The organism is Variovorax sp. GW458-11-26-14-LB1 (assembly GCF_059423965.1).
The window spans coordinates 1-21,098 of the sequence record NZ_JBWKYW010000076.1 but is presented as its reverse complement, the minus strand read 5'-3'; the positions used below and the strand labels follow the sequence as shown (position 1 = coordinate 21,098).

Here is a 21,098-nt window from a genome sequence, read left to right as displayed (position 1 = left end):
CCTTCCGCCACCCCCTTCCCCGGATGAACCCCGCCATGACCACGAACTGCCGCCTGATCCTTGCCGCCGCACTCTGCGCCGCCCTGCCCACCGGTGCCCTCGCGCAGCCCGCGTGGCCCGCTGCCAAGCCCCTCACGCTGATCGTGCCCTTCACGGCCGGCGGCAGCGTGGACGTCAACGCCCGCCTCGTGGCGCAGCGCCTGGGCGAACGGCTCAAGCAGTCGGTCGTGATCGAGAACGTGAGCGGCGCGGGCGGCGCCATCGGCGTGGCCAAGGCCGTGAGCGCGGCGCCCGACGGCTACACGCTGGTGGTTGGCCCCGACAGCGCCATCGCCATCGGCCGGCTGGTCAACCCCTCGGCCTTCCGCTTCGATCCGCTGAAAGACCTGGCGCCCGTCGGCCTGCTCAACACCGCGCCGATGGTGCTGGTGGCGCGCCCCGGCCTCGATGTGCGCAGCTACGCCGACTTCGTGAAGCTCGCCAAGGCCCAGCCCGGCCACTACAACTACGCCACCTCGGGCGTGGGCACCGTGCTGCAGCTGGCGATGGAACTGCTCAAGGAGCGCAGCGGCATCTTCGTGACCCACGTGCCCTACCGCGGCGGTGCGCAGATCGCCACCGACGTGATCGGCGACCAGGTCGACCTCGCGATGCTGGTGAGCACCAGCGCCATCCCGCACGTGAACGGCAAGCGCCTGAAGGCCCTGGGCATCACCGGCAGCCAGCGCCTGCCGGCGCTCGCGCAGGTGCCCACCTTCAACGAGATGCCCGGCCTCAAGGGCTACGACATGGTGAGCTGGACCGGCATCTTCGCACCCGCGAAAACGCCGCCGGCCGTGGTGGCGCGGCTCAACCAGGAACTGAATGCGGTGCTGCAGGAGGAAGGCGTGCGCGCCAAGCTGGCGGAACAAGGCGCTTTGCCGGGCAGCGGAACGCCGGAGGCGTTCGGGAAGTTCGTGCAGGCCGAGTACGCACGCAATCAAAAGATCGTGCAGACCGCCAACATCAAGGAGTAAGAAGCTCGCCCCCAGGCTGCGCGCACTTCGTGTCGCTTCGCCAACCCCCTACCGGGGGCAACACCTGAGGCCCGGCAAAGCCGGTTCCTCGGTGTTCGCTTGAAGGGGCCGACGCAGAGTCGGTCAGTGGCTGGCTGAAAAGGCTCAGCCGGCCTTTTCGTTGCTCTCGTCTTCCGGCCAGTCGCGGATGTAGGCCTTGAGCATCTTGTTCTCGAAGTTCTGCGCGTCGACCACGGCCTTGGCCACGTCGTAGAAGCTGATCACGCCCATGAGCATGCGCTTGTCCATCACGGGCATGTAGCGCGCGTGGCGCTCCAGCATGATGCGGCGGATTTCGTCGAGGTCGGTTTCGAGCGTGCAGGTGACGGGCGCGTCGTCCATGGCCTTACGCACCAGCGTGGTCCCGACCTGGCCGCCGTTGTTGACGACCGCCACGATCACTTCACGGAAGGTGAGCATGCCGACCAGGTCGCCGTGCTCCATGACCACCAGCGAACCGATGTCCTTGTCCGCCATGGTCTTGGCGGCTTCCGCCAGCGGGTCGTCGGGCGTGGTGGTGAAGAGCGTGTTGCCCTTGACGCGAAGAATGTCGCTGACTTTCATGGTGGTGCTCCTCTCGGGGATTCGTCGTTCTCGGCGTCGTGCCGATTTGAATATAGCCCACAATCGACGCCGACCCGAACGCCCCTGTCGCCTGTGCAAGCATTGCCGGCATCACGGGGCATTGCGAAGAGACAACAGAAAGGCCTTCATGCCCGGTTATTCCGACCCCGGTTTCGACACCCTCGCGCTGCACGCCGGCGCCGCCCCCGACCCCACCACCGGCGCGCGGGCCGTTCCCATCCACCTGACGACCTCCTTCGTCTTCGAATCCAGCGACCACGCGGCCGCGCTGTTCAACCTGGAACGCGCGGGTCACGTCTACTCGCGCATCAGCAACCCGACCAACGCGGTGCTGGAGCAGCGCGTGTCGGCGCTCGAAGGCGGCATCGGCGCCATCGCCACGGCCAGCGGCCAGGCGGCGCTGCACCTGTCGGTGGCCACGCTGATGGGCGCGGGCTCGCACATCGTGGCCAGCACGGCGCTGTACGGCGGCTCGCAGAACCTGCTGCACTACACGATGCGCCGCTTCGGCATCGAGACCACCTTCGTGAAGCCCGGCGACCTCGATGGCTGGCGCGCCGCGGTGCGCCCCGAAACCAAGCTCTTCTTCGGCGAGACCGTGGGCAACCCGGGCCTGGACGTGCTCGACATTCCCGCCGTGAGCGACATCGCCCACGAAGCCGGCGTGCCGCTGCTGGTCGACTCCACGCTCACCTCGCCCTACCTCATCAAGCCCTTCGACTGGGGCGCCGACCTGGTCTACCACTCGGCCACCAAGTTCCTGTCGGGCCACGGCACCGTCATTGGCGGCGTGGTGGTCGACGGCGGCAGCTTCGACTGGGAGAAGTCGGGCAAGTTCGCCGAGCTCACGCAGGCCTACGACGGCTTCCACAACATGGTGTTCAGCGAGGAAAGCACCGTGGGCGCGTTCCTGCTGCGCGCGCGCCGCGAAGGCCTGCGCGACTTCGGCGCCTCGATGAGCCCGCACACGGCCTGGCTGATCCTGCAGGGCATCGAGACGCTGCCGCTGCGCATGGAGCGCCACATCGACAACACGCAGAAGGTGGTCGAGTTCCTGGCCACGCACCCGTTCGTGTCGCGCGTGGGGCATCCGCTGATCGAATCGCACCCGAGCCATGCGCTCGCGCAGAAGCTGCTGCGCCACGGCGCGCGCGGTGCCGGCGCGGTGTTCAGCTTCGACATCAAGGGCAGCCGCGCGCAGGGCAAGGCCTTCATCGAGGCGCTCAAGCTGTTCAGCCACCTGGCCAACGTGGGCGACTGCCGCAGCCTGGTGATCCACCCGGCCAGCACCACGCACTTCCGCATGACCGACGAGGCGCTGGCGGGCGCGGGCATCTCGCAGGGCACCATTCGCCTGTCGATCGGCCTGGAAGACCCGGCCGACCTGATCGACGACTTGAAACGCGCGCTGAAGGCGGCGGAAAAGGCAGGTGCCTGAGATGAACTACACCGTCAACGGCCACGACACCTACTGCTACACCGCCGGGAAGCCCTTCGATGCGGCCAAGCCCACGGTGGTGTTCATCCACGGCGTGCTCAACGACCACAGCGTGTGGATTCTGCAAAGCCGCTGGTTCGCCAACCACGGCTGGAACGTGCTGGCGGTCGACCTGCCCGGCCACTGCAAGAGCGCCGGCGCACCGCCGGCCAGCGTGGAAGAGGCGGCGCAGTTCGTCATTGCGCTGCTCGACGCGGCCGGCGTGCAGAAGGCCGCGCTGGTCGGCCACAGCTTCGGCTCGCTGATCGCGCTCGAAGCCGCGGCACGCGCGCCCGAGCGCATCACGCAGCTCGCGATGGTCGGCACGGCCTACCCGATGGTGGTGTCGCCCGCGCTGCTCGAAAGCTCGGTGAGCGATCCGCAGCGCGCCATCGCGATGGTCAACACCTTCTCGCACTCGCTGCTGGCACCGCCGCCTTCGTCGCTCGGCCCGGGCACCTGGCTGTACGGCAGCTCGCGCGCGCTGATGCGCCGCGTGCTGGCGAGCAACCGCGAGGCCAACGTGTTCCACATCGGCTTCAAGGCCTGCAACGACTACGCGAACGGCGAAGCCGCGATGGAGAAGGTGCAGTGCCCCGTGTTGTTCCTTTTGGGCGACGCCGACCAGATGACGCCGCCGCGCGCCACCAAGGCGCTGGTGGGCAAGGCGCGCAACGCCAAGGTGGTGACGGTGCATGCCGGCCACGCGCTGATGAGCGAGGCGCCGGACGAGGTGCTGTTCGCGCTGCGCGACTTCGTCGCGGGCTGAAAGCTGCGACGAACGCTGGGTCGCTCAGCTGCCCAGCGCGTTGATGTCCGCCGGATCGAGCAGCACCTTGCGTGCGCCCCGGCGCGCCACCGCGAGCATCGCGCGGCCCACCTTCTCGGTGGTGGTCACACGGTCGGGCCACCAGCGGTGGGCCAGCCCGAGCACCGGCTTGAGCACCACGATCGCGGCGTCGTACAGCGGCGTCTTCGAGCGCACGCCGTGCAGCGGCTGGATCATGCCGGGCCGGAACATGTAGGACGCGCGAAACGGCAGGCGCATCAGCGCGTTCTCGGTCGCGCCCTTCACGCGCGCCCACATGCGTTCGCCGCGCTCGCTGCTGTCGGTGCCGGCGCCCGTCACGTAGGTGAAGGTCATGCCCGGGTTGAGCCGCGCCAGCACGGTGGCGGCGGCCATCGTCAGGTCGTAGGTGATGCGCTTGTACTCGGGCTCCTTCATGCCGACCGACGACACGCCCAGGCAGAAGAAGCAGGCATCTAAGCCCGTCAGCTGCGACTCGATGGCGCGGTAGTCGAACATGTCCTTGTGGACCAGGTCCTGCAGCTTGGGATGCTGCTGCCCGGTGGCGCTGCGTCCCACGGCCACCACGCGTTCCACGTCGGGCGCCAGCAGGCACTCGCGCAGCACGCCCTGCCCCACCATGCCGGTGGCGCCAAAGATCAGGATGTTCATGGGAAGGAAGCTCCGAAGAGGTCAGACCGCGAAGACCGCGGGCTTTTTCTCGAGCACGGCCAGCAGCAGGTCGACGTCGAGGCTGGAAGGTTGCGGCGGCTGCAGCGCGCCGAGCAGGCGCGACAGCGTTTCGATGTGCGGCAGCAGCGGACCGAGAAAGCGCGTACCGTCGGCGCCCGCCACCAGCAGGGTCGGGAAGGTCTCGACGTCGAAGGCGTCGGCGATCTCGGCGTGGTCCTCGATGTCGACCCAGGCGAAGCGGAACTGCGGGTGCGCCTTTGCCAGCTCGACCAGCAGCGGCCGGTAGTCGCGGCAGGTGCCGCACCATTCGGCGCACAGGCACACGACCCACAGCGCATTGGCATCGGCGGAAGAATCGACGGGGACGACGGGAACAGCGCTCAAGGTGGATACGGCGAAGGTGGGATGGCGAACCCGGGTGGTGCGGCCGCGGGGTCGTGGCTATTATCAACAAAGCCCCTGCGGGGCGCAGGAGACCCATGATGAACACCTCCACCCCTGCCGCACCGGACACGCCGGCCACGGTCGATCCGCGCCGCTTCACCAGCTTTGCCGAGTTCTATCCCTTCTATCTGACCGAGCACGCCAACGTCACCTGCCGGCGGCTGCATTTCGCGGGCTCGACGATTTCGCTGCTGTGCCTCGTGGCCCTGGTGGTCACGCTCAATCCGTGGTGGCTGCTGGCCGGGCTGGTGGCGGGCTACGGCTTCGCCTGGGTCGGGCACTTCGGCTTCGAGAAGAACAAGCCCGCCTCGTTCAAGCGCCCGCTGTACTCCTTCATGGGCGACTGGGCGATGTACCGGGACATCTGGGCCGGCCGGGTCAAGATCTGACGCCCCCAACGCCAGGGCGCTCCTAGATCAATAGCACGTCGCCTAGCCGCAGCGTACGCAGCGGGCCCTTCTGCCACAGGTCTTCCAGCGGCTCGGCGCGCGGCATCAGCAGCTCGCGCAGCAGCGGCTCGATGGGCGTCGACGGGTCGGCCAGCAGCACGTAGCGCGGGTCCTGGTTGGCGGGCTCCTCGGCCAGCGGCGCGATCCAGTCCAGCCGCACCAGCGTCTCGAGCACCGGCGCCAATTGCAGCCCGTCGACGCGCATGCGCGTCAGCAGTTCGCTCGCGCCCATGCCCTTGGCCGGCGTGGCCTGTGCGCGCGCCAGGTGCTGCAGCACTTCCATCGCGAGCTGCATCGGCCAGCCCGCCGCGCCGCCCCGGCGCGCCACGCCCGTCAGCAGGCTCGGCAGGTAGGCCGCGATGACGGCGCCCAGCAGCACGATCACCCAGGCCACGTAGATCCACACCAGCAGGATCGGGAAGGTGGCGAAGGCGCCGTACAGCACCGAGTAGGTCGGCACCAGGCTCAGGTAGTAGCCCAGCACGCGCTTGGCGATCTCGATGGCGGCCGCCACGAAGATGCCGCCGGCCCAGGCGTGCGACCAGCGCACCGTGGTGTTCGGCACGTAGTGGTACAGCCCGGCCATGCCGGCCGCGAGCAGCAGGAATTCCAGGGTGTCGAAGGCCAGCTTGACGATGCCTCCGCCCACCACGTCGCGCGAAGCGGCGAACACGTACGAGGTGGTCGACAGGCTCACCGCAAGGATCAGCGGCCCGAGCGTGATGGTGGCCCAGTAGATCAGCACCCGCTGCGCCAACGGCCGCGGCGTGCGCACGCGCCAGATGTTGTTGAGCGTCTTGTCGATGGTGAGGATCAGCGCGATGGCGGTGATCAGCAGCACCACCAGGCCCGCAATGCCCAGCCCGCTGGCCTTGCTCGCGAACTGGTTCAGGTAGCCCAGCACCTGGCGCGCGATGTTGTCGGGAATCAGGCTCTCGATCAGCCAGCGCTGCAGGCGGCCCTGCATGGTGGCGAACATCGGGAACACGGTGAAGAGGGCGAGCGCCACCGTGAAGAACGGCACCATGGCGATGGTGGTGGTGAAGGTCAGGCTGCTGGCCGTGAGGCCGAGGCGGTCTTCGCGGAAACGCTCGCCCAGCACTGCTGCGGTGTTGCGCCAAGGAAAGCGCGAAAGATCCCTCCAAAGCTGCCTGCGATTCATGGCCGGTATCATGCCATCCGCTCTTTCCCGAGACGCGCCACACCCAGTGCGCCTCCCCCTCTCTCTTTCGCCGCCACCGTGTCCGACACCCCACTCCCGCCCTCTTCCGTCCGCGCCACCCGATGGGCCGCCGTGGGCAGCCTCGTCGGCCTGATCGTGCTGGGCCTGGCCTGGGAGCTGTGGCTGGCGCCGCTGCGCCCGGGCGGCTCGCTGCTCGCGCTCAAGGTGCTGCCGCTGGTCATTCCGCTCGCGGGGCTCTACAAGAACCGCATGTACACCTACCGCTGGGTCAGCCTGATGATCTGGCTCTACTTCACCGAAGGCGTGGTGCGCGCCTGGAGCGACACCAACGGCGTGGGGCAAATCCTCGCGCTCGTCGAGGTGCTGCTGTGCCTCGTGCTCTTCGCGGCCTGCGCGTGGCATGTGCGCCTTCGCCTGCGCCACGCCAAGGCCGCTGCTGCTGCTGCCCGTCCCCTGGAGGCTTCCGCCCAATGACCACTTCTTCTTCCCTCCTCGACCAACTGCGCGCCATCGTCGGCGCCACGCACGTGCTGACCGAGGGCGACCTCGCGGCCTACGAGCAGGACTGGCGCAAGCGCGCGCGCGGCAAGTCGCTCGCCGTGGTGCGCCCGGCCAATGCGCAGCAGGTGGCCGACGTGGTCAAGGCCTGCGCCGCGGCCGGCACGGCCGTCATTCCGCAGGGCGGCAACACCGGCCTGGCGGTCGGCTCCATTCCCGACGACAGCGGCACGCAGGTGGTGCTGAGCCTGCAGCGCCTGAACGCCATCCGCAACATCGACGCCGCCAACCTCACGATGACCGTCGAGGCCGGCTGCATCCTGCAGACGCTGCAGGAGACGGCTGAGAAGGCCGGCTACCTGTTCCCGCTGAGCCTGGCGGCCGAAGGCAGCTGCACCATCGGCGGCAACCTCGCGACCAACGCGGGCGGCACGCAGGTCGTGCGCTACGGCAACACGCGCGACCTGTGCCTGGGCCTGGAAGTGGTCACGCCGCAGGGCGAGATCTGGGAAGGCACGAGCGGCCTGCGCAAGGACAACACGGGCTACGACCTGCGCGACCTGATCGTCGGCAGCGAAGGCACGCTGGGCGTCATCACCGCGGCGACCATGAAGCTGTACCCGCTGCCCGCCGCGCAGCTCACGGCCTGGGCCGCCGTGCCTTCGCTCGACCACGCGGTCACGCTGCTGGGCCTGGCGCACAAGCACCTGGGCTCGGGCCTCACGGGCTTCGAGGTGATGGGCAAGTTCGCGCTGAGCCTGGTCGACAAGCACATGCCGCAGCTGCGTGTGCCCTTCATTAACGACGAGGCCGTGCCCTACTGCGTGCTGCTCGAGAACTCCGACAGCGAGTCCGAGGACCATGCCCGCGCGCGCTTCGAGGCGCTGCTCGAAACCGCCTTCGAAGACGGCTGCGTGACCGACGCGGTGGTGGCCGAAAACCTCACGCAGGCGCACCAGCTCTGGCACATCCGCGAGAGCATTCCGCTCGCGCAGGCCGAGGAAGGGCTGAACATCAAGCACGACATCTCGATCCCGGTGTCGCGCATCCCGGCCTTCGTGGAAGCGACCGACGCGCTGCTGAAACGCGAGATCGCCGGCGTGCGGCTCGTGAACTTCGGCCACCTGGGCGACGGCAACCTGCACTACAACGTGCAGGCGCCCGAGAACATCGACACCAAGGCCTTCCTGAAGAACGAGGAAGAGCGCATCAACACGCTGGTCTACGACGCGGTCGAGCAGTTCGGTGGCTCGTTCTCGGCCGAGCATGGCGTGGGCTCGCTCAAGGTCGACAAGCTCGAGAAGCACAAGTCGCCGGTGGCGCTGGAGATGATGCGGGCGATCAAGCGCGGGCTCGATCCGAAGAACATCCTGAACCCGGGGCGCGTGATCCGGGTCTAGCCCGGAAAGTCCTCGCCGCGCAGCTCGATCGGCTGGCCATGCGGCGTGCGCTCCGCCGCGTGGTCCCAGGCGTGGCGGTAGCGGGCCAGCTCATCGCCGGAACTCGCGCCCTTGCGGGCCACGAGGCCTTCGAGCGCGGCGAGCCAGTGGCGGTAGTAGGTGTCGCCCGTGTCGGGGTCGCCTGCGGCTTGCGCAGCGCTGATCTGGGTGGCCAGCGCCTCGGCCCATTCGACCCAGCTGAACAATCCGCGCTCGTGCAACGCCAGCGTCATCGCGAAGGCCTGAGCCTCCCACGGTTCCCTGAACACCGGCCCGTCGGCGTCGCGCGGCATGCCCGGGGCGAGTGCGAGCGGCGGCATGTCGTTCGCCTTCATGCCGCGGGCTCCAGGTAGCTTTCCCACGCATCGACCGACACGGCCAGGTTCTGGCGCGGCGCGGCGTCGCCCCACAGCTCGGCTTCGTCGAAGACCACGGTGTAGAGCCATTGCGGCTGCTCGCCCAGGCCCTGCGCATTCGCATCGGCGAACACGTGCGCGCCGTGGATCTGCTCGATCGTGCCGCGCTTGCCCTGCACATAGGCCGGCAAGCGCGTGTGGTGGTCGACGCGGCCGAGGTGCATGCGCACGGCCTGCCCGACCGCAAAGCGCGCGGGCGCCGATGCGGGGCGCTCGGTGCCGGAGCCCTTGGCGAGCACGGCGGGCACGTTCTCGGCCTGCAGCACGCGGGCGACCGGCGCGGCCGGATGGTGCATCTGCCCGGACGCGATCTCGTCCGCGAAGACCTGGCCACGCTGCAGCATCAGCTGCTCCAGCGCGCCGAGCCAGATCTGGTAGTAGCTCAGGTCGCGGTAGTCGGGCAGCGTCTCGCGCGCGGCGCGGCTGGTGTCGATGTTCCAGGAGCCGGTGGCGCCCATGGCCAGCGTGAGCGCCAGCGCGCGCGGCTCCCAGGTGCCGTGGAACAGCTCGCCCTCGGGCTCGGGCGTGACGGGGCCGAAGCCGGGTTGTCCGCCGAGGTCGGCGTGGGTCGTGTAGGTCATGTCGTGCTCCTTGCCGACGGCGCCTCGACCACGCGCGTGCCGATCATCGAATCGCGCGAGACCAGCGCGGCGAGTTCGTCTTCGCTCCAGCCCTCGGTGCCCGCCGGGCGCTGCGGGATCACGAGGTAACGCACCTCGGCGGTCGAGTCCCAGACGCGGATGCGCGTGGTCTCGGGCAAGGTGGTGCCGAAATCGGCCAGCACGCCGCGCGGGTCTTTCACGGCGCGCGAGCGGTAGGGCGCGCTCTTGTACCAGGTGGGCGGCAGGCCGAGCACGGGCCACGGGTAGCAGCTGCACAGGGTGCAGACGACCATGTGGTGCTGGTCGTCGGTGTTGGCCACGGCCACCATGTGTTCGCCCTGGCGGCCGGTGTAGCCCAGCGAGGCGATCGCCGCCGTGGCATCGGCCATCAGCCATTCATGGAACTTGTGGTCGACCCAGGCCCGCGCCACCACCCGTGCGCCATTGCGCGGGCCGATGCGGGTCTGGTAGGTATCGATCAGCGCGTCGAGCGCGGCGGGGTCGATGTAGCCTTTTTGCGTGAGCACGCTTTCGAGGGCGCGCACGCGCAGGTCCATCTCGCCGAGTTCGCTGTGGTCCTGGGAATGGTCGTGGGAGTGGTCATGGCCGGTCATCGGCCGATGCTAGCGCCGCCCCGTAAAATTCCCAACATGACCCTCCCTGCCCGCCCCGTCCGCTCCCAGTACGAAGATTTCATGCGCCACGTCGACACGCACGGCGTGTTCAAGAGCGACCGCACGGGCACGGGCACCAAGAGCGTGTTCGGCCACCAGATGCGCTTCGACCTGAACGAGGGCTTTCCGCTGGTGACCACGAAGAAGGTGCACCTCAAGTCCATCATCCAGGAACTGCTGTGGTTCCTGACCGGATCGAGCAACAACAACTGGCTCAAGGAACGCGGCGTCACCATCTGGGACGAATGGGCGCGCGAAGACGGCGACCTGGGCCCCGTGTACGGCGTGCAGTGGCGCAGCTGGCCCACGCCCGACGGCGGCCACATCGACCAGATTTCCGACGTCATCAAGACGCTGAAGACCAACCCCGACTCGCGCCGCATCATCGTGAGCGCCTGGAACGTGGCCGAGCTGTCGAAGATGGCGCTCATGCCCTGCCATGCCTTCTTCCAGTTCTACGTGGCACCGCCGCAGGCCGAAGGCGAGCGCGGCAAGCTCAGCTGCCAGCTCTACCAGCGCAGCGCCGACATCTTCCTGGGCGTGCCCTTCAACATCGCGAGCTACGCGCTGCTCACGCACATGGTGGCGCAGCAGTGCGACCTCGACGTGGGCGATTTCATCTGGACCGGCGGCGACTGCCACATCTACAGCAACCACGCCGAGCAGGTGAAGCTGCAACTGAGCCGCACGCCCTTCCCCTACCCCACGCTGAACATCAAGCGCAAGCCCGACTCGATCTTCGACTACCAGTACGAAGACTTCGAAGTGCTGGACTACAAGCACGGCGATCCGATCAAGGCGCCGGTGGCGGTGTGATGCCGATGCGCCGTGCGGCTGCCTCGCCCAGCCTGAGCGACGCGCGGTGACGGTGGCGGCCCAGGCTCAGCCCCACCCATTCAGCCAGCGTGCGACGCTGGCAACGCTCGCCGTGCTGGCCGAGCTGACTTTCGTCGGCGCCTCGATGCTGGGCTGGCTTCCCTTGATCATCCTGCAGGGCGTCTTTCTCGGCCCCATGGTGGCCACCGCCACCGGCGCTGCCTTCACCCTGATGACCTGGTGGATCGTCCAGCCGACGGTTTCGATCACCGGCACGGCGCTGCCCCGGGACAAGGCGCCCACCTTCTTCCGCGCGCTCGACGATCTCCGACAGCAGCTCGACGCACCGTCGATCGACCACGTCGTGCTGATCGACGAACCCAATGCCGCCGCCTACCAGTCCGGCGGCTTCCTGGCCCTGGCCGGTGGCCGGCGCACCCTGATGCTCGGCGTGCCGCTGCTCAAGCTGCTGTCCGACCGGGAACTGCTGGCGGTGGTCGCGCACGAGCTCGGTCACTTCTCGCGCCGCCATGGCCGGCTCGGGCACTGGATCTACAACGTGCGCGCCAAGTGGGACATCTATCTCGACAGCAATCCCGCACGCGACGGGGGCATCGATCGGTTGCGCCGCTGGATCGCGTCGGCCTTCCTGCCGCGCTTCATCCGGATGTCCGCGAGCTGGTCGCGCGCCTGCGAGTTCGAAGCCGATGCGCTCGCGGCTCAGGCCACGAGCGGCGCCGATCTCGCGCGAGCGTTGACCAAGCTCGAAATCACCAGCAGCTTGATGCGATCGGACCTGCGTACCCGATTGGGCGAACTGCAGGCCGCATCGATCGATGCGCCACGGACCTTCTGGAACGTCGTCCGGGAATTCGTGCGCGACACGGGCACCGCTCAGCTGGAAGCAGCCCTCGCCGATGCGCGCCGCCGCCCGCCCCGGCGCAACGACAGCCATCCCGCGCTCGACGACCGCGCTCAGGCACTCGGCCAATCGGTCGCCATCCCCCACTGGACCGAGCCCGTCTGTGCCGGCGAACTCCTGTTCGGCGCCAACTGGGCCACCGAACTGGCAGCCGCCAACGCACGCTGGCACGAAAAGACGGCGCCCACCTGGCGGCTTCAGCATCTGAAGCTGGCGGCCCTGCAGGCGCAACAATGGCCTACGGGCGCGCCTGGCGGCGATGGCCACGCGCTCGAGCGTCTGCTCGCGGACGATGCGATCAATGCAACGGACGAAAGCCTGGCGAGTCTGGAGCGCCACGCCCAAGCGCACCCATCCGATGCGCTGGCGCAATACGGGCTGGGCCGCGCGCTGCTCCAGCGCGCCCGCACCGAGGGCATCGAGCAGGTGCGCAGCGCCATCCGTCTGGACAAGCGCCTGGCCGTGGCGGGCTACGGTGAGATCCTCGGGCATCTGCATGCGCATGGCACCGAAGCCGAGATTCGCGAATTCACCAAGCGCCTGGACCTCGCCGGGGAAAAGCTGGACAAGATCCGGGAGAAACTCTGGCGCCATCTGCTGAAGGAGCCCCTGAGCCCGCTGCCGCTCTGGGCAGCGCAGCTGCTCTCCAAGGCGATCGACGAAGACGACGCCATCGACGGCTGCTGGGTAGTCCGCACCGACATCGCGAACGAGGCGGAGCTGGTGTTCACCGTGAACATCCTGGTCGTGCGCGTGCGCCATGCAAAACTGACCGTCGAAGAAGCCAACGAAGACGTGCTCATCGAACGGTACGCGTCCTACCTCGGGACGCTTTTCCCTCACAATGAACTGGCGCGCGTGCGCGTGTTCTTCGACACGGAAGTCATGAGTCCACGCCTCCTGGAGCGCTTCGCACAAGTCCCCGGCTGCGAGATCCGCACGCCGACCGTACCGATCAACGTGGGCCTGATCAAGATCGATTCGCTCTGATTCCGACGAAACTGCCGTACCTGCCATGAACATCCACCTGATCTTCGCGCGCGCCGCCAATGGCGTGATCGGCGCGAACAACACCATTCCCTGGCACCTGCCGGAGGACATGGCGCACTTCAAGCAGCAGACGCTGGGCGCGCCGGTGATCATGGGCCGCAAGACCTGGGACTCGCTGCCGCCGCGCTTTCGTCCGCTGCCGGGCCGCCAGAACATCGTGATCACGCGGCAGGCCGACTGGGCCGCTGATGGCGCACAGCGTGTGGGCAGCGTGCAGGAGGCGATCGCGCTGTGCGACGCGCTGAAGCTGCCCGATGCCTGGGTGATCGGCGGCGCACAGATCTACGCCGAAGCCGAGCCGCTGGCCCAGCGCGCCGTGGTCACCGAGATCGCGCGCGACTACGAAGGCGACGCGCACGCCCCCGTGCTCGACGCCGCCGTGTGGCGCGAAACGCAGCGCGAGTCGCACGTCTCGGCCAAGGACGGCCTGCCCTTCAGCTTCGTGACCTACGAACGCGTCACTGCATGACGATCAAACACCGCGCGCCCGGTACCTCGCCACAACTGTCGCGTCGCACCGTGCTGGCCGGTGCCGCCCTGCTCGCCGGCCTCGCGCCGCTGCAGGCCCTGCAGGCCGCCGGGCCGCTGGAGTCGGACGAGGAAGCGCTGTTCATGCCCGGCACCTCGCGCCCCACGGCCGATGGCCGGCTCGAGGTCGACGTGCATGCCTGGGTGTTCGAACGCGAGCACCGCTGGGGCCTGGACGCCGCGCTTGCGCGCTACCTCGGCATGAACCTGAAGAAGCTCACGCCGGCCGCGCGGCTGCGCTTCGGCCAGCGCACGGCCCTGTTCCATGCCGAGTCGGAAGAAGACAAGGTGATCGACGTCGTCTTCGACGGCTCGGCCACGCGCCTCACGATGCCGCCCACGGGCGCCGACGGCCGCAGCAACCTGCGCGCCGTCGTCGAGGCCTCGCACATCCCGGCGTCGCAGGAGTGGCTGCCGTTCCATGGCGTGACCGGCCCGGGCGAGCTGCTGCCGCGCTTTCGCGGCCGTGCGCAGATCGTGCCGGCGCAGGGCGTGTCGGTCATCTCGGACATCGACGACACCATCAAGCGCACGCAGGTGCGCGACCGGCGCGAGATGCTGCTGAACACCTTCGCGCGCCGCTTCGAGGCCGCGCCGGGCATGGCGGCGCACTACCGCGCGCTGGCGCAGGCGCCCGGCACGCGCTTTCACTACCTCTCGGGCAGCCCGATCCAGCTGTACCCCGCGCTCACCGACTTCATTCGCGACGCCGACTTTCCCGCCGGCAGCATGCACCTGCGCGAGAGCACGACATGGCGCACGCTGATCCCCAGCGCCGAAGACTCGCGCGCGCACAAGCTCGGCGTGATCGAACGGCTGCTGGCCGAATTTCCGCAGCGCCGCTTCCTGCTCGTGGGCGATTCGGGCGAGGCCGACCCCGAGATCTACGCACAGGTGTTCCGCGCGCATCCGCAGCGCATCGACGGCATCGTGATCCGCGACGTGACCGACGAGAACCGGCTGTCCGATCGCTACCGCGCCACCTTCGAAGGCATCGAGCCCGTGGTCTGGCACCTGCTGCGGCCCGACACCACCGCCTGGCCCATTCAACCGGCCAGTCGATAGCGGCGGCTCACGCCGCGCGCGCGCCCAGCCAGCGCCGATAGCGCTTCGTCAGCCGCTTCGTGCGCAGCTGATCGAGCACCAAAGTCAGGAACGGCGAATGCGGAGGCGCGCTGTTGCGGCCCGGGCGCAGCGTGCGCAGCCGGCGCTTCACCAGCGCCATGCGCGCCAGCGCGGCCATGACCTGGTCCTTCCAGTCGACCTGCGGGCTCTGCGCCGCCGCGTCTTCGCCCGCGCGCCAGCGTGCGGGCAGGTCGGGCGCCACGGCCAGCGCGGTGGCCATGCCCACCACGGCGACGCCTTCTCCCAGCACCCGTTCGGCAACGGCGCGGCGCACGATGCCGCCCGTGGTCATGACCGGCATGCGCGCCTCGGCGGCCAGCTCCCGGGCGAACTCCAGGAAGTAGGCCTCGCGCGCCAGCGTGCGGCCGTCGGCGGTGCGGCCCTGCATCGCCGGACTTTCATAGCTGCCGCCCGACAGTTCGACCAGGTCCACGGCCTCGTCATTGAGCCAGCGGATGACCTGCTTCGCATCGTTCTCCGAAAAGCCGCCGCGCTGGAAATCGGCGGAGTTGAGCTTCACGGCCACGGCGAAACCGCGCGCCACGCGGGCCCGCACGGCACGCACCACGTCGAGCAGGAAGCGCGCGCGGTTCTCCAGGCTGCCGCCCCAGGCATCGGTGCGCTGGTTGGTCAGCGGCGACAAAAACTGCGAGAGCAGGTAGCCGTGCGCCGCATGCACCTGCACGCCGGTGAAGCCCGCGCGCTCGGCCGCCTGCGCCGTGGCGGCGAAGCGGTCCACGGTCTCGGCGATCTCCGCCTCGCTCATGGCCCGGGGCTGTACGAAAAGCTTGCTGTGCTTGCCCAGATCGAGCGCCACCGACGACGGCGCCCAGGCCGTGCCGCCCATGTTGCTCTGCACCTGGCGGCCCGGATGGTTGATCTGCATCCACACCTGCGCGCCGCCGCTGCGTGCGGCCGCGGCCCATTCGGTGAAGCGCTCGAGCGGCGTGCCGGCTTCGAGCACGACGCCGCCCGGGCCGGTAAGCGCGCGGCCGTCGATCATCACGTTGCCCGTGAGGATCAGGCCCGCCCCGCCCTGCGCCCAGACGCGGTAGAGGTCGTGCAGCGCCGCGCCCGGCAGTTGCCCGGCGTCGGCCATGTTTTCCTCCATGGCGGCCTTGGCCAGGCGGTTGGGCAGGATGCTCCCGTTGGGCAGGGTCAGCGGCAGGAAAAGCGGCGAGGAGTTCACGATGAGGACCGGGTGGTGGAGTGGAAAAACCCGATGCTAAGATTCAAGCCAACTTGAAGGTCAAGCGATATGAAAATCGGTGAACTGGCAGACAAGACCGGCATGGCGCCCTCGGCCATCCGCTTCTACGAACAAAGCGGCCTGCTGCCCGCGCCCGAGCGCGGCGCCAATGGGTACCGCGTCTACACCGAGGCCGCGCTCAAGCGGCTGCAGCTGATCCAGATCGCGCAGAACCTCGGCTTCTCGCTGGACAGCCTGCGCAGCGCCTTCGCGGGCTGCGAGGTCTTCTCGGGGGACGACCTGCTCGAACGGCTCGACGGCCGCGTGCGCGAAATCGACCAGCTCATGGCCGGCCTGCGCGCGCAGCGGCGCGACCTGACCGACCTGCGCGCCACCTTGCGCCAGACCTGGGCCGCCGGCGAATGCATGGACCCCGCCACGCTGGCCGAAAGCATGGCTACGACCAGAAACAAAGTGGCACGTCCCTCGCGCCCGCAGAAAGAACTGGAAACTTCGGTACACGCCTCGAAAGGCATGCGCGGCGCAGGGTTTAGACAGCGCTAATTGTTTGTGCGCACAATGTCCGAACCGCCCTCCCCTCAACACAAGGAGACGACCCATGTCCATGGAATTTCTTCGGACCCTCGCCGAGCAGAAATTGCCATACGTCCTCCACACGCCCGCAGACATCGACAGGCTGCGCGTGCTGCGTGCCGCCGACCTCGTGACTGCCTTCATTCCGCCGTCGGAGCACGCCCCCGACGAGCGCGCGATCCATCAGCTGGCCCAGGTGGAATCGATCACCGCGAAGGGCCGCCTGGCCCTGAACAAGGCGACCTCTTCGTTCATCGAACTCTGAGGTGCGCCCGCACGCTCAGACCACGCCCTGCGCCAGCATCGCATCGGCCACGCGCACGAAGCCGGCGATGTTCGCGCCATCGACGTAGCTCACGCTGCCGTCGGCGCGCGAACCGTAGTGCAGGCACGACTCGTGGATGCCCTGCATGATCTGCAGCAGGCGCGCATCGACCTCGTCGCGCGTCCATGACAGCCGGGCCGCGTTCTGGCTCATCTCCAGGCCCGACGTGGCCACGCCGCCCGCGTTGCTGGCCTTGCCCGGCGCGTACAGCACGCCGTGGCCCTCGAGCACCTTCACGGCCTCCATGGTCGAGGGCATGTTGGCGCCTTCGGCCACGCACACCACGCCGTTCTTCACCAGCGTGCGCGCGTCTTCCTCGTTGAGCTCGTTCTGCGTGGCGCTGGGCAGCGCCACGTCGACCGGCACGTGCCACGGCGTGGCGCCGGCCACGAAGCGGGTGCCGGTGCGCTCGGCGTAGTCGCTCACGCGGCCGTACAGGTGGTTCTTCACGTCCATCAGCACGGCCAGCTTCTCGGGCGTGAAGCCTTCTTCGTCGACCACGGTGCCGCTCGAATCGGACACCGTGACCACCTTGGCGCCCAGCGCCATGGCCTTCTCGATGGTGTACTGCGCCACGTTGCCCGCGCCCGAGACGCTCACGCGCAGGCCGTCGAAGCTGCGGCCCTTGCGCTTGAGCATTTCCTGCGCGAAGTAGACGTTGCCGTAGCCGGTGGCTTCAGGGCGGATCAGCGAGCCGCCGAAGCTCAGGCCCTTGCCGGTGAACACGCAGTCGGCGCGGTTGGTGAGCTTCTTGACCATGCCGGCCATGAAGCCGACCTCGCGCCCGCCCACGCCCACGTCGCCGGCCGGCACGTCGGTGTCGGAGCCCACGTGGCGGAACAGCTCGGTCACGAGCGCCTGGCAGAAGCGCATCACCTCGCCCTGGCTCTTGCCCTTGGGGTCGAAGTCGGCACCGCCCTTGCCGCCGCCCATGGGCAGCGTGGTCAGCGCGTTCTTGAAGGTCTGCTCGAAGGCCAGGAACTTGAGGATCGACAGGTTCACCGAGGGGTGGAAGCGCATGCCGCCCTTGTAGGGGCCGATGGCCAGGCTGTGCTGGATGCGGAAACCGCGGTTGACCTGCACCTCGCCGTGGTCGTCCACCCAGGACACGCGGAACATGATCACGCGCTCAGGCTCCACCAGCCGCTCCAGCAGGCTGTGGCTCGTGTACTTGGGGTGCTTCTCGATGTAGGGCCACAGGCTCTCCATCACTTCGGTCACGGCCTGCAGGTACTCGGGCTGTCCGGGGTTGCGTTGTGCGACGTGTGCGAGGAACCCCCCGACGGATGCGTGCTTCATTCCAATCAATCCTCTGTTTTCCAAAACGGTGCATAACCTTATGCGAATCCTGCATTTTGCCGGATCGGAGAACCAGATTGAGGCGCAAAGCCCTAACAAGGTGCGTTGTTTGGAACGTGTGGCGTGGTGAGGCCCCAACTTGGAACATCGCCCGGGCGCACAGGCGGCCGCAAAAGCGGTCAGAATCCCGCCCCGCGCGCCCTCCCGCACGGCCCGTCTCGGAATTCAAAGATGCAGATCAGCTACCGCTTCCAGTTCTCGCAGGCGCATGTGCTCACCGGCTTCCTGCGCAATCTGCAGCAGGTCTGGTGGGTCCGGTTCAAGTGGCCGTTGGCACTCCTGTTCGCCCTGGCCCTGGCCATATGCGTCCACGAAGGGTTGCCCGTCCTGGCGGTCGTTTTCGCGGTCGGCATCGCGCTGCTGCTGAGCGCGCCGGCCATCGCCCGGCTGGCCCTCCATCGCTTCAGGCAGAGCCCCTTCTACGACGACGAGATCGACTTCTCGCTGTCGGAAAGCGGCTCCCATGCGCGGGGCCGCCACAGCGAGGTGCGCCACGGCTGGGAGGCCTACACCAAGGCCCGCCGCTTCAAGGACGGCCTGCTGCTGTGCCACGGCCCGGACGCCTTCCACTGGCTGCCCGATGCGGCCGCGGCCGATCCGGCGGCCATTGCAGCGGCGCAGCAGCTCGCACGCGCGCGCATCCGGGACTACCGCGAGCTCTGACCGGGAAGCGGGGACGATGAAGGCAAGGCGCCCCGGATCAAGGGCGCGCCCGCCTGCTACTTGCGCGCCTTCTCGATCTCCGCCATCAGCTCCTTGACGGTGGCCTCGCCGACCGAAGCCGTGTACTTGTCGATCACCGGCTTCACCTTGGCGCGCAGCTTCGCCATCTCTTCGGGCGGCAGCTCGGAGACGGTCATGCCGGCCTTCTTGAGCGCGTCGAGCGCGCTGTCGGCGGCGCCGCGCGAGGCCTGGCGCTGGAACGTGGTCGCCTCGGCGGCGGCCTCGTTGACGATCTTCTTTTCGTCGGCACTCATGCCGTCCCAGGTCTTGCGGCTGATCAGCAGCGCCTGCGGGTTGTAGATGTGGCGGGTCTGGGTGATGTACTTCTGCACTTCCGCGAACTTGGACGACAGGATGGTCGTGTTCGGGTTCTCCTGGCCGTCGACCGCCTTCTGGTCGAGCGCGGGATACAGCTCGGGGAACGGCAGCGGCGTGGCGTTGGCGCCCAGCGCGCTGAACATGTCGATGTAGATCGGCGACTGGATCACGCGGATCTTCAACCCCGCGATGTCGTCAGCCTTGACGATCGGGCGCTTGCTGTTCGTCAGGTTGCGAAAGCCCAGGTCCCAGTAGCCCAGGCCGTGCAGCGCCTTGTCCTCCAGCTTGGCCATCAGCTTCTGGCCGAAGGGGCCGTCGGTGACGACGTCGGCTTCCTTGCCGCTGTTGAAGAGGAACGGGAAGTCGTAGGCCGCGAACTCCTTCACCTGCGCCGACAGGATGCCGGCGTTGAGCACGGTCATCTCCACGGTGCCGCCCTGCAGCGCCGACACCGTCTGCAGGTCGCCGCCCAGCGTGCCGCCGGGGAACAGCTTCACGGTGATCTTGCCGCCCGACTTCGCGGCCACGAGGTCGGCGAACTTCTGCGCGCCCTGCGCCTGCGGATGGCCGGCCTGGTTCTGGAACGCGAACTTGATGGTGCGCTCCTTGAGCTGCGCGAACGCACCAGGGGCGGCGAACGCGAGGGCCGCCGCCACGGCGGCCAACAACAGGGTGCGCTTCGAATGCTTCGTCTTCATGATGATGTCTCCTTCTCTTTTTGGGGGTGGTGAAACCGGCAGGGCCTACGCCCTCTTCTTGAACAACGCCGAGGCCCCGCTGGCGCGCGCCACCTCCTCGGCGGCCTGGCACAGCGCCGGTCCCAGCGCCTCCATGCGCTGCGGCGTGAGCCGCACCGACGGGCCCGCGATGGTGACGACCCCGATCGCCGTGCCGTCGGCGCCGAACACGGGCGCGGCCATGGCGGTCATCGCGGGGGCGAACACCTCGTTGATCATGCTGAAGCCGCGCTGGCGCGCCGCCTTCACGAAAGCCATCACGGCCTTGAGCGACGTGGGGGCCTTGGGACCGTAGTCCTCGGGCTTGCCCAGCCCCTTCTTGGCGACGAGCGCCATCGCATCGTCCTCGCCCATGGTGGACAGCCACGCGTGCCCGGCGGCGCTGCACGAGAGCGCCACCGACAGGCCCATGTCGGGGTCGTAGCGAAGGCCGTGCGTGGCGCCTTGGGCCTTCGCGACAAAGGTCAGGTCTTCGCCGTCGACCACCGCCAGGCGCACGAGCTCGCCCGAGGTCGAGGCCAGCTGGTCGAGCAGCGGCTGCGCGATGTCGACGATGCCCGAGCGGCTGAGGAACGACAGGCTGATCGAGACCAGCTTGATGGTCAGCACGTAGTGGCCGTCGCGCGCCTCCTGCCGCACGTAGCCGCAGCGGATGAGCTCCGCGAGCAATCGGTGCGATGCACTCAATGGAATCTGCAATTCGCTGGCCAACGCCGACAGCGCGCACCCCTCGGGATGCTCCGCCAGATGTTCCAGCACCTTGAAGCTGCGTTCCAGTATTCCGCTCATTTCGTCCTCCAGATGTCGTCTCGTCAACGCGGGCGATGCGGCCCGCCACTCAGGGTCCGCCAGCGTAGCAGAACTCGGGGAAGGGATTTCCATTATGGAAATTCTTTCCAACAAAAATACGATCGCCTCCGTCCGGCATTTTTTCCTTCCCCCTTTCTTCCTTCCCGCCCGAGGACCCTTCGTGAAACTTCTTCGTATGCTTGCCGTGGCCGGCCTGTGCGCCGGCCTCACCGCCCCGTCGTGGGCGCAGCAGGAGCGCGTGATCCGCTTCGGCCACCTGAACAACGCCGACCATCCCGTGAGCTTCGGCGTCAAGCGCTT

At 68.3% G+C, this 21,098-nt stretch carries 24 protein-coding genes; 13 read left to right on the top strand and 11 right to left on the bottom strand.

Translation table 11 applies throughout. The annotated features are described in order from the left end of the window. Positions 1-35 precede the first annotated feature (35 nt). Positions 36-1,016 carry a Bug family tripartite tricarboxylate transporter substrate binding protein gene (locus tag AC07YS_RS30405; RefSeq protein WP_495270274.1) on the top strand — a complete coding sequence of 327 codons (981 nt, stop codon included), beginning with the start codon at positions 36-38 and terminating at the stop codon, positions 1,014-1,016. 144 nt (positions 1,017-1,160) lie between these two features. Here AC07YS_RS30405 and AC07YS_RS30400 read toward each other — a convergent pair whose 3' ends face one another. Beyond that, positions 1,161-1,619, bottom strand: coding sequence for a CBS domain-containing protein (locus AC07YS_RS30400; RefSeq protein ID WP_062476634.1), 459 nt, complete (start codon positions 1,617-1,619; stop codon positions 1,161-1,163). Positions 1,620-1,767: 148 nt separating this feature from the next. Here AC07YS_RS30400 and AC07YS_RS30395 point away from each other — a divergent pair, with 148 nt between their 5' ends. Then, on the top strand, positions 1,768-3,078 hold the full coding sequence (locus tag AC07YS_RS30395) for an O-acetylhomoserine aminocarboxypropyltransferase (RefSeq protein ID WP_495270273.1): 1,311 nt from the start codon (positions 1,768-1,770) through the stop codon (positions 3,076-3,078). A 1-nt stretch (position 3,079) separates the two neighbouring features. Next, on the top strand, positions 3,080-3,886 hold the full coding sequence (locus tag AC07YS_RS30390; protein ID WP_495270272.1) for an alpha/beta fold hydrolase: 807 nt from the start codon (positions 3,080-3,082) through the stop codon (positions 3,884-3,886). A gap of 24 nt (positions 3,887-3,910) precedes the next feature. On the opposite strand, the gene AC07YS_RS30385 is transcribed toward AC07YS_RS30390, so the two are convergent. Both AC07YS_RS30385 and AC07YS_RS30380 read right to left on the bottom strand, forming a co-directional pair. Further along, positions 3,911-4,576, bottom strand: coding sequence for an NAD-dependent epimerase/dehydratase family protein (locus AC07YS_RS30385; RefSeq protein ID WP_495270271.1), 666 nt, complete (start codon positions 4,574-4,576; stop codon positions 3,911-3,913). 21 nt (positions 4,577-4,597) lie between these two features. Then, entirely contained in the window at positions 4,598-4,981 is a 384-nt protein-coding gene (locus AC07YS_RS30380; protein WP_495270270.1) for a thioredoxin family protein, read from the bottom strand. A 98-nt stretch (positions 4,982-5,079) separates the two neighbouring features. Between AC07YS_RS30380 and AC07YS_RS30375 the strand changes: the two genes are divergently transcribed. Then, positions 5,080-5,430, top strand: a complete 351-nt coding sequence (locus AC07YS_RS30375; protein WP_495270269.1) for an Mpo1-like protein — start codon at positions 5,080-5,082, stop codon at positions 5,428-5,430. Between the two features lie 22 nt (positions 5,431-5,452). Here the strand turns inward: AC07YS_RS30375 and AC07YS_RS30370 are convergent, their stop codons facing one another. Beyond that, positions 5,453-6,664 carry a YihY family inner membrane protein gene (locus tag AC07YS_RS30370; RefSeq protein WP_159277647.1) on the bottom strand — a complete coding sequence of 404 codons (1,212 nt, stop codon included), beginning with the start codon at positions 6,662-6,664 and terminating at the stop codon, positions 5,453-5,455. Positions 6,665-6,730: 66 nt separating this feature from the next. Here AC07YS_RS30370 and AC07YS_RS30365 point away from each other — a divergent pair, with 66 nt between their 5' ends. Then, positions 6,731-7,147: a DUF2069 domain-containing protein gene (locus AC07YS_RS30365; protein ID WP_070059724.1), complete on the top strand. Its 417-nt coding sequence runs from the start codon at positions 6,731-6,733 to the stop codon at positions 7,145-7,147. Continuing rightward, complete coding sequence (locus tag AC07YS_RS30360; RefSeq protein WP_070059725.1) at positions 7,144-8,571, top strand: FAD-binding oxidoreductase; 1,428 nt, start codon at positions 7,144-7,146, stop codon at positions 8,569-8,571. Before AC07YS_RS30365 ends, AC07YS_RS30360 begins: the two co-directional genes overlap by 4 nt. Here the strand turns inward: AC07YS_RS30360 and AC07YS_RS30355 are convergent. From AC07YS_RS30355 to nthA, 3 genes are read right to left on the bottom strand one after another with little or no spacing between them, the layout of a single operon-like run. Then, entirely contained in the window at positions 8,568-8,945 is a 378-nt protein-coding gene (locus AC07YS_RS30355; RefSeq protein ID WP_095744529.1) for a nitrile hydratase accessory protein, read from the bottom strand. The genes AC07YS_RS30360 and AC07YS_RS30355 overlap by 4 nt on opposite strands. Then, entirely contained in the window at positions 8,942-9,607 is a 666-nt protein-coding gene (nthB, locus tag AC07YS_RS30350) for a nitrile hydratase subunit beta (protein WP_495270268.1), read from the bottom strand. The genes AC07YS_RS30355 and nthB overlap by 4 nt, the downstream gene beginning before the upstream one ends. Next, positions 9,604-10,242: a nitrile hydratase subunit alpha gene (gene nthA, locus AC07YS_RS30345; protein ID WP_495270267.1), complete on the bottom strand. Its 639-nt coding sequence runs from the start codon at positions 10,240-10,242 to the stop codon at positions 9,604-9,606. Before nthA ends, nthB begins: the two co-directional genes overlap by 4 nt. 36 nt (positions 10,243-10,278) lie before the next feature. Between nthA and AC07YS_RS30340 the strand changes: the two genes are divergently transcribed. The 4 genes from AC07YS_RS30340 to AC07YS_RS30325 are packed head-to-tail and all read left to right on the top strand — an operon-like array spanning position 10,279 to position 14,683. Further along, positions 10,279-11,118 (top strand): thymidylate synthase, encoded by an 840-nt coding sequence (locus tag AC07YS_RS30340; protein WP_070059729.1) that lies wholly within the window; start codon positions 10,279-10,281, stop codon positions 11,116-11,118. A 46-nt stretch (positions 11,119-11,164) separates the two neighbouring features. Then, entirely contained in the window at positions 11,165-13,030 is a 1,866-nt protein-coding gene (locus AC07YS_RS30335; protein WP_495270263.1) for a M48 family metalloprotease, read from the top strand. Between the two features lie 25 nt (positions 13,031-13,055). Further along, complete coding sequence (locus AC07YS_RS30330) at positions 13,056-13,559, top strand: dihydrofolate reductase (protein WP_095744524.1); 504 nt, start codon at positions 13,056-13,058, stop codon at positions 13,557-13,559. Next, a complete protein-coding gene (locus AC07YS_RS30325) occupies positions 13,556-14,683 on the top strand; it encodes a phosphatidate phosphatase App1 family protein (RefSeq protein ID WP_495270264.1) in 1,128 nt (375 codons plus the stop codon). The genes AC07YS_RS30330 and AC07YS_RS30325 overlap by 4 nt, the downstream gene beginning before the upstream one ends. 7 nt (positions 14,684-14,690) lie before the next feature. Here the strand turns inward: AC07YS_RS30325 and AC07YS_RS30320 are convergent, their stop codons facing one another. Continuing rightward, on the bottom strand, positions 14,691-15,932 hold the full coding sequence (locus tag AC07YS_RS30320; protein WP_495270265.1) for an NADH:flavin oxidoreductase/NADH oxidase family protein: 1,242 nt from the start codon (positions 15,930-15,932) through the stop codon (positions 14,691-14,693). 69 nt (positions 15,933-16,001) lie between these two features. Between AC07YS_RS30320 and AC07YS_RS30315 the strand changes: the two genes are divergently transcribed. Continuing rightward, positions 16,002-16,496 (top strand): MerR family transcriptional regulator, encoded by a 495-nt coding sequence (locus tag AC07YS_RS30315; protein ID WP_495260447.1) that lies wholly within the window; start codon positions 16,002-16,004, stop codon positions 16,494-16,496. A 55-nt stretch (positions 16,497-16,551) separates the two neighbouring features. Further along, the gene (locus tag AC07YS_RS30310) at positions 16,552-16,791 is read left to right on the top strand and encodes a hypothetical protein (RefSeq protein WP_095951069.1); all 240 of its coding nucleotides are present in this window, start codon (positions 16,552-16,554) and stop codon (positions 16,789-16,791) included. Between the two features lie 15 nt (positions 16,792-16,806). Here the strand turns inward: AC07YS_RS30310 and gdhA are convergent, their stop codons facing one another. Then, positions 16,807-18,150, bottom strand: a complete 1,344-nt coding sequence (gene gdhA, locus AC07YS_RS30305) for an NADP-specific glutamate dehydrogenase (protein WP_095744520.1) — start codon at positions 18,148-18,150, stop codon at positions 16,807-16,809. A 231-nt stretch (positions 18,151-18,381) separates the two neighbouring features. Here gdhA and AC07YS_RS30300 point away from each other — a divergent pair, with 231 nt between their 5' ends. Further along, entirely contained in the window at positions 18,382-18,873 is a 492-nt protein-coding gene (locus AC07YS_RS30300; RefSeq protein WP_495270266.1) for a hypothetical protein, read from the top strand. Positions 18,874-18,929: 56 nt separating this feature from the next. Here the strand turns inward: AC07YS_RS30300 and AC07YS_RS30295 are convergent, their stop codons facing one another. Both AC07YS_RS30295 and AC07YS_RS30290 read right to left on the bottom strand, forming a co-directional pair. Further along, positions 18,930-19,949: a TRAP transporter substrate-binding protein gene (locus AC07YS_RS30295; protein WP_390345354.1), complete on the bottom strand. Its 1,020-nt coding sequence runs from the start codon at positions 19,947-19,949 to the stop codon at positions 18,930-18,932. A gap of 45 nt (positions 19,950-19,994) precedes the next feature. Further along, on the bottom strand, positions 19,995-20,777 hold the full coding sequence (locus AC07YS_RS30290) for an IclR family transcriptional regulator (RefSeq protein WP_062476577.1): 783 nt from the start codon (positions 20,775-20,777) through the stop codon (positions 19,995-19,997). Positions 20,778-21,098: the final 321 nt, after the last annotated feature.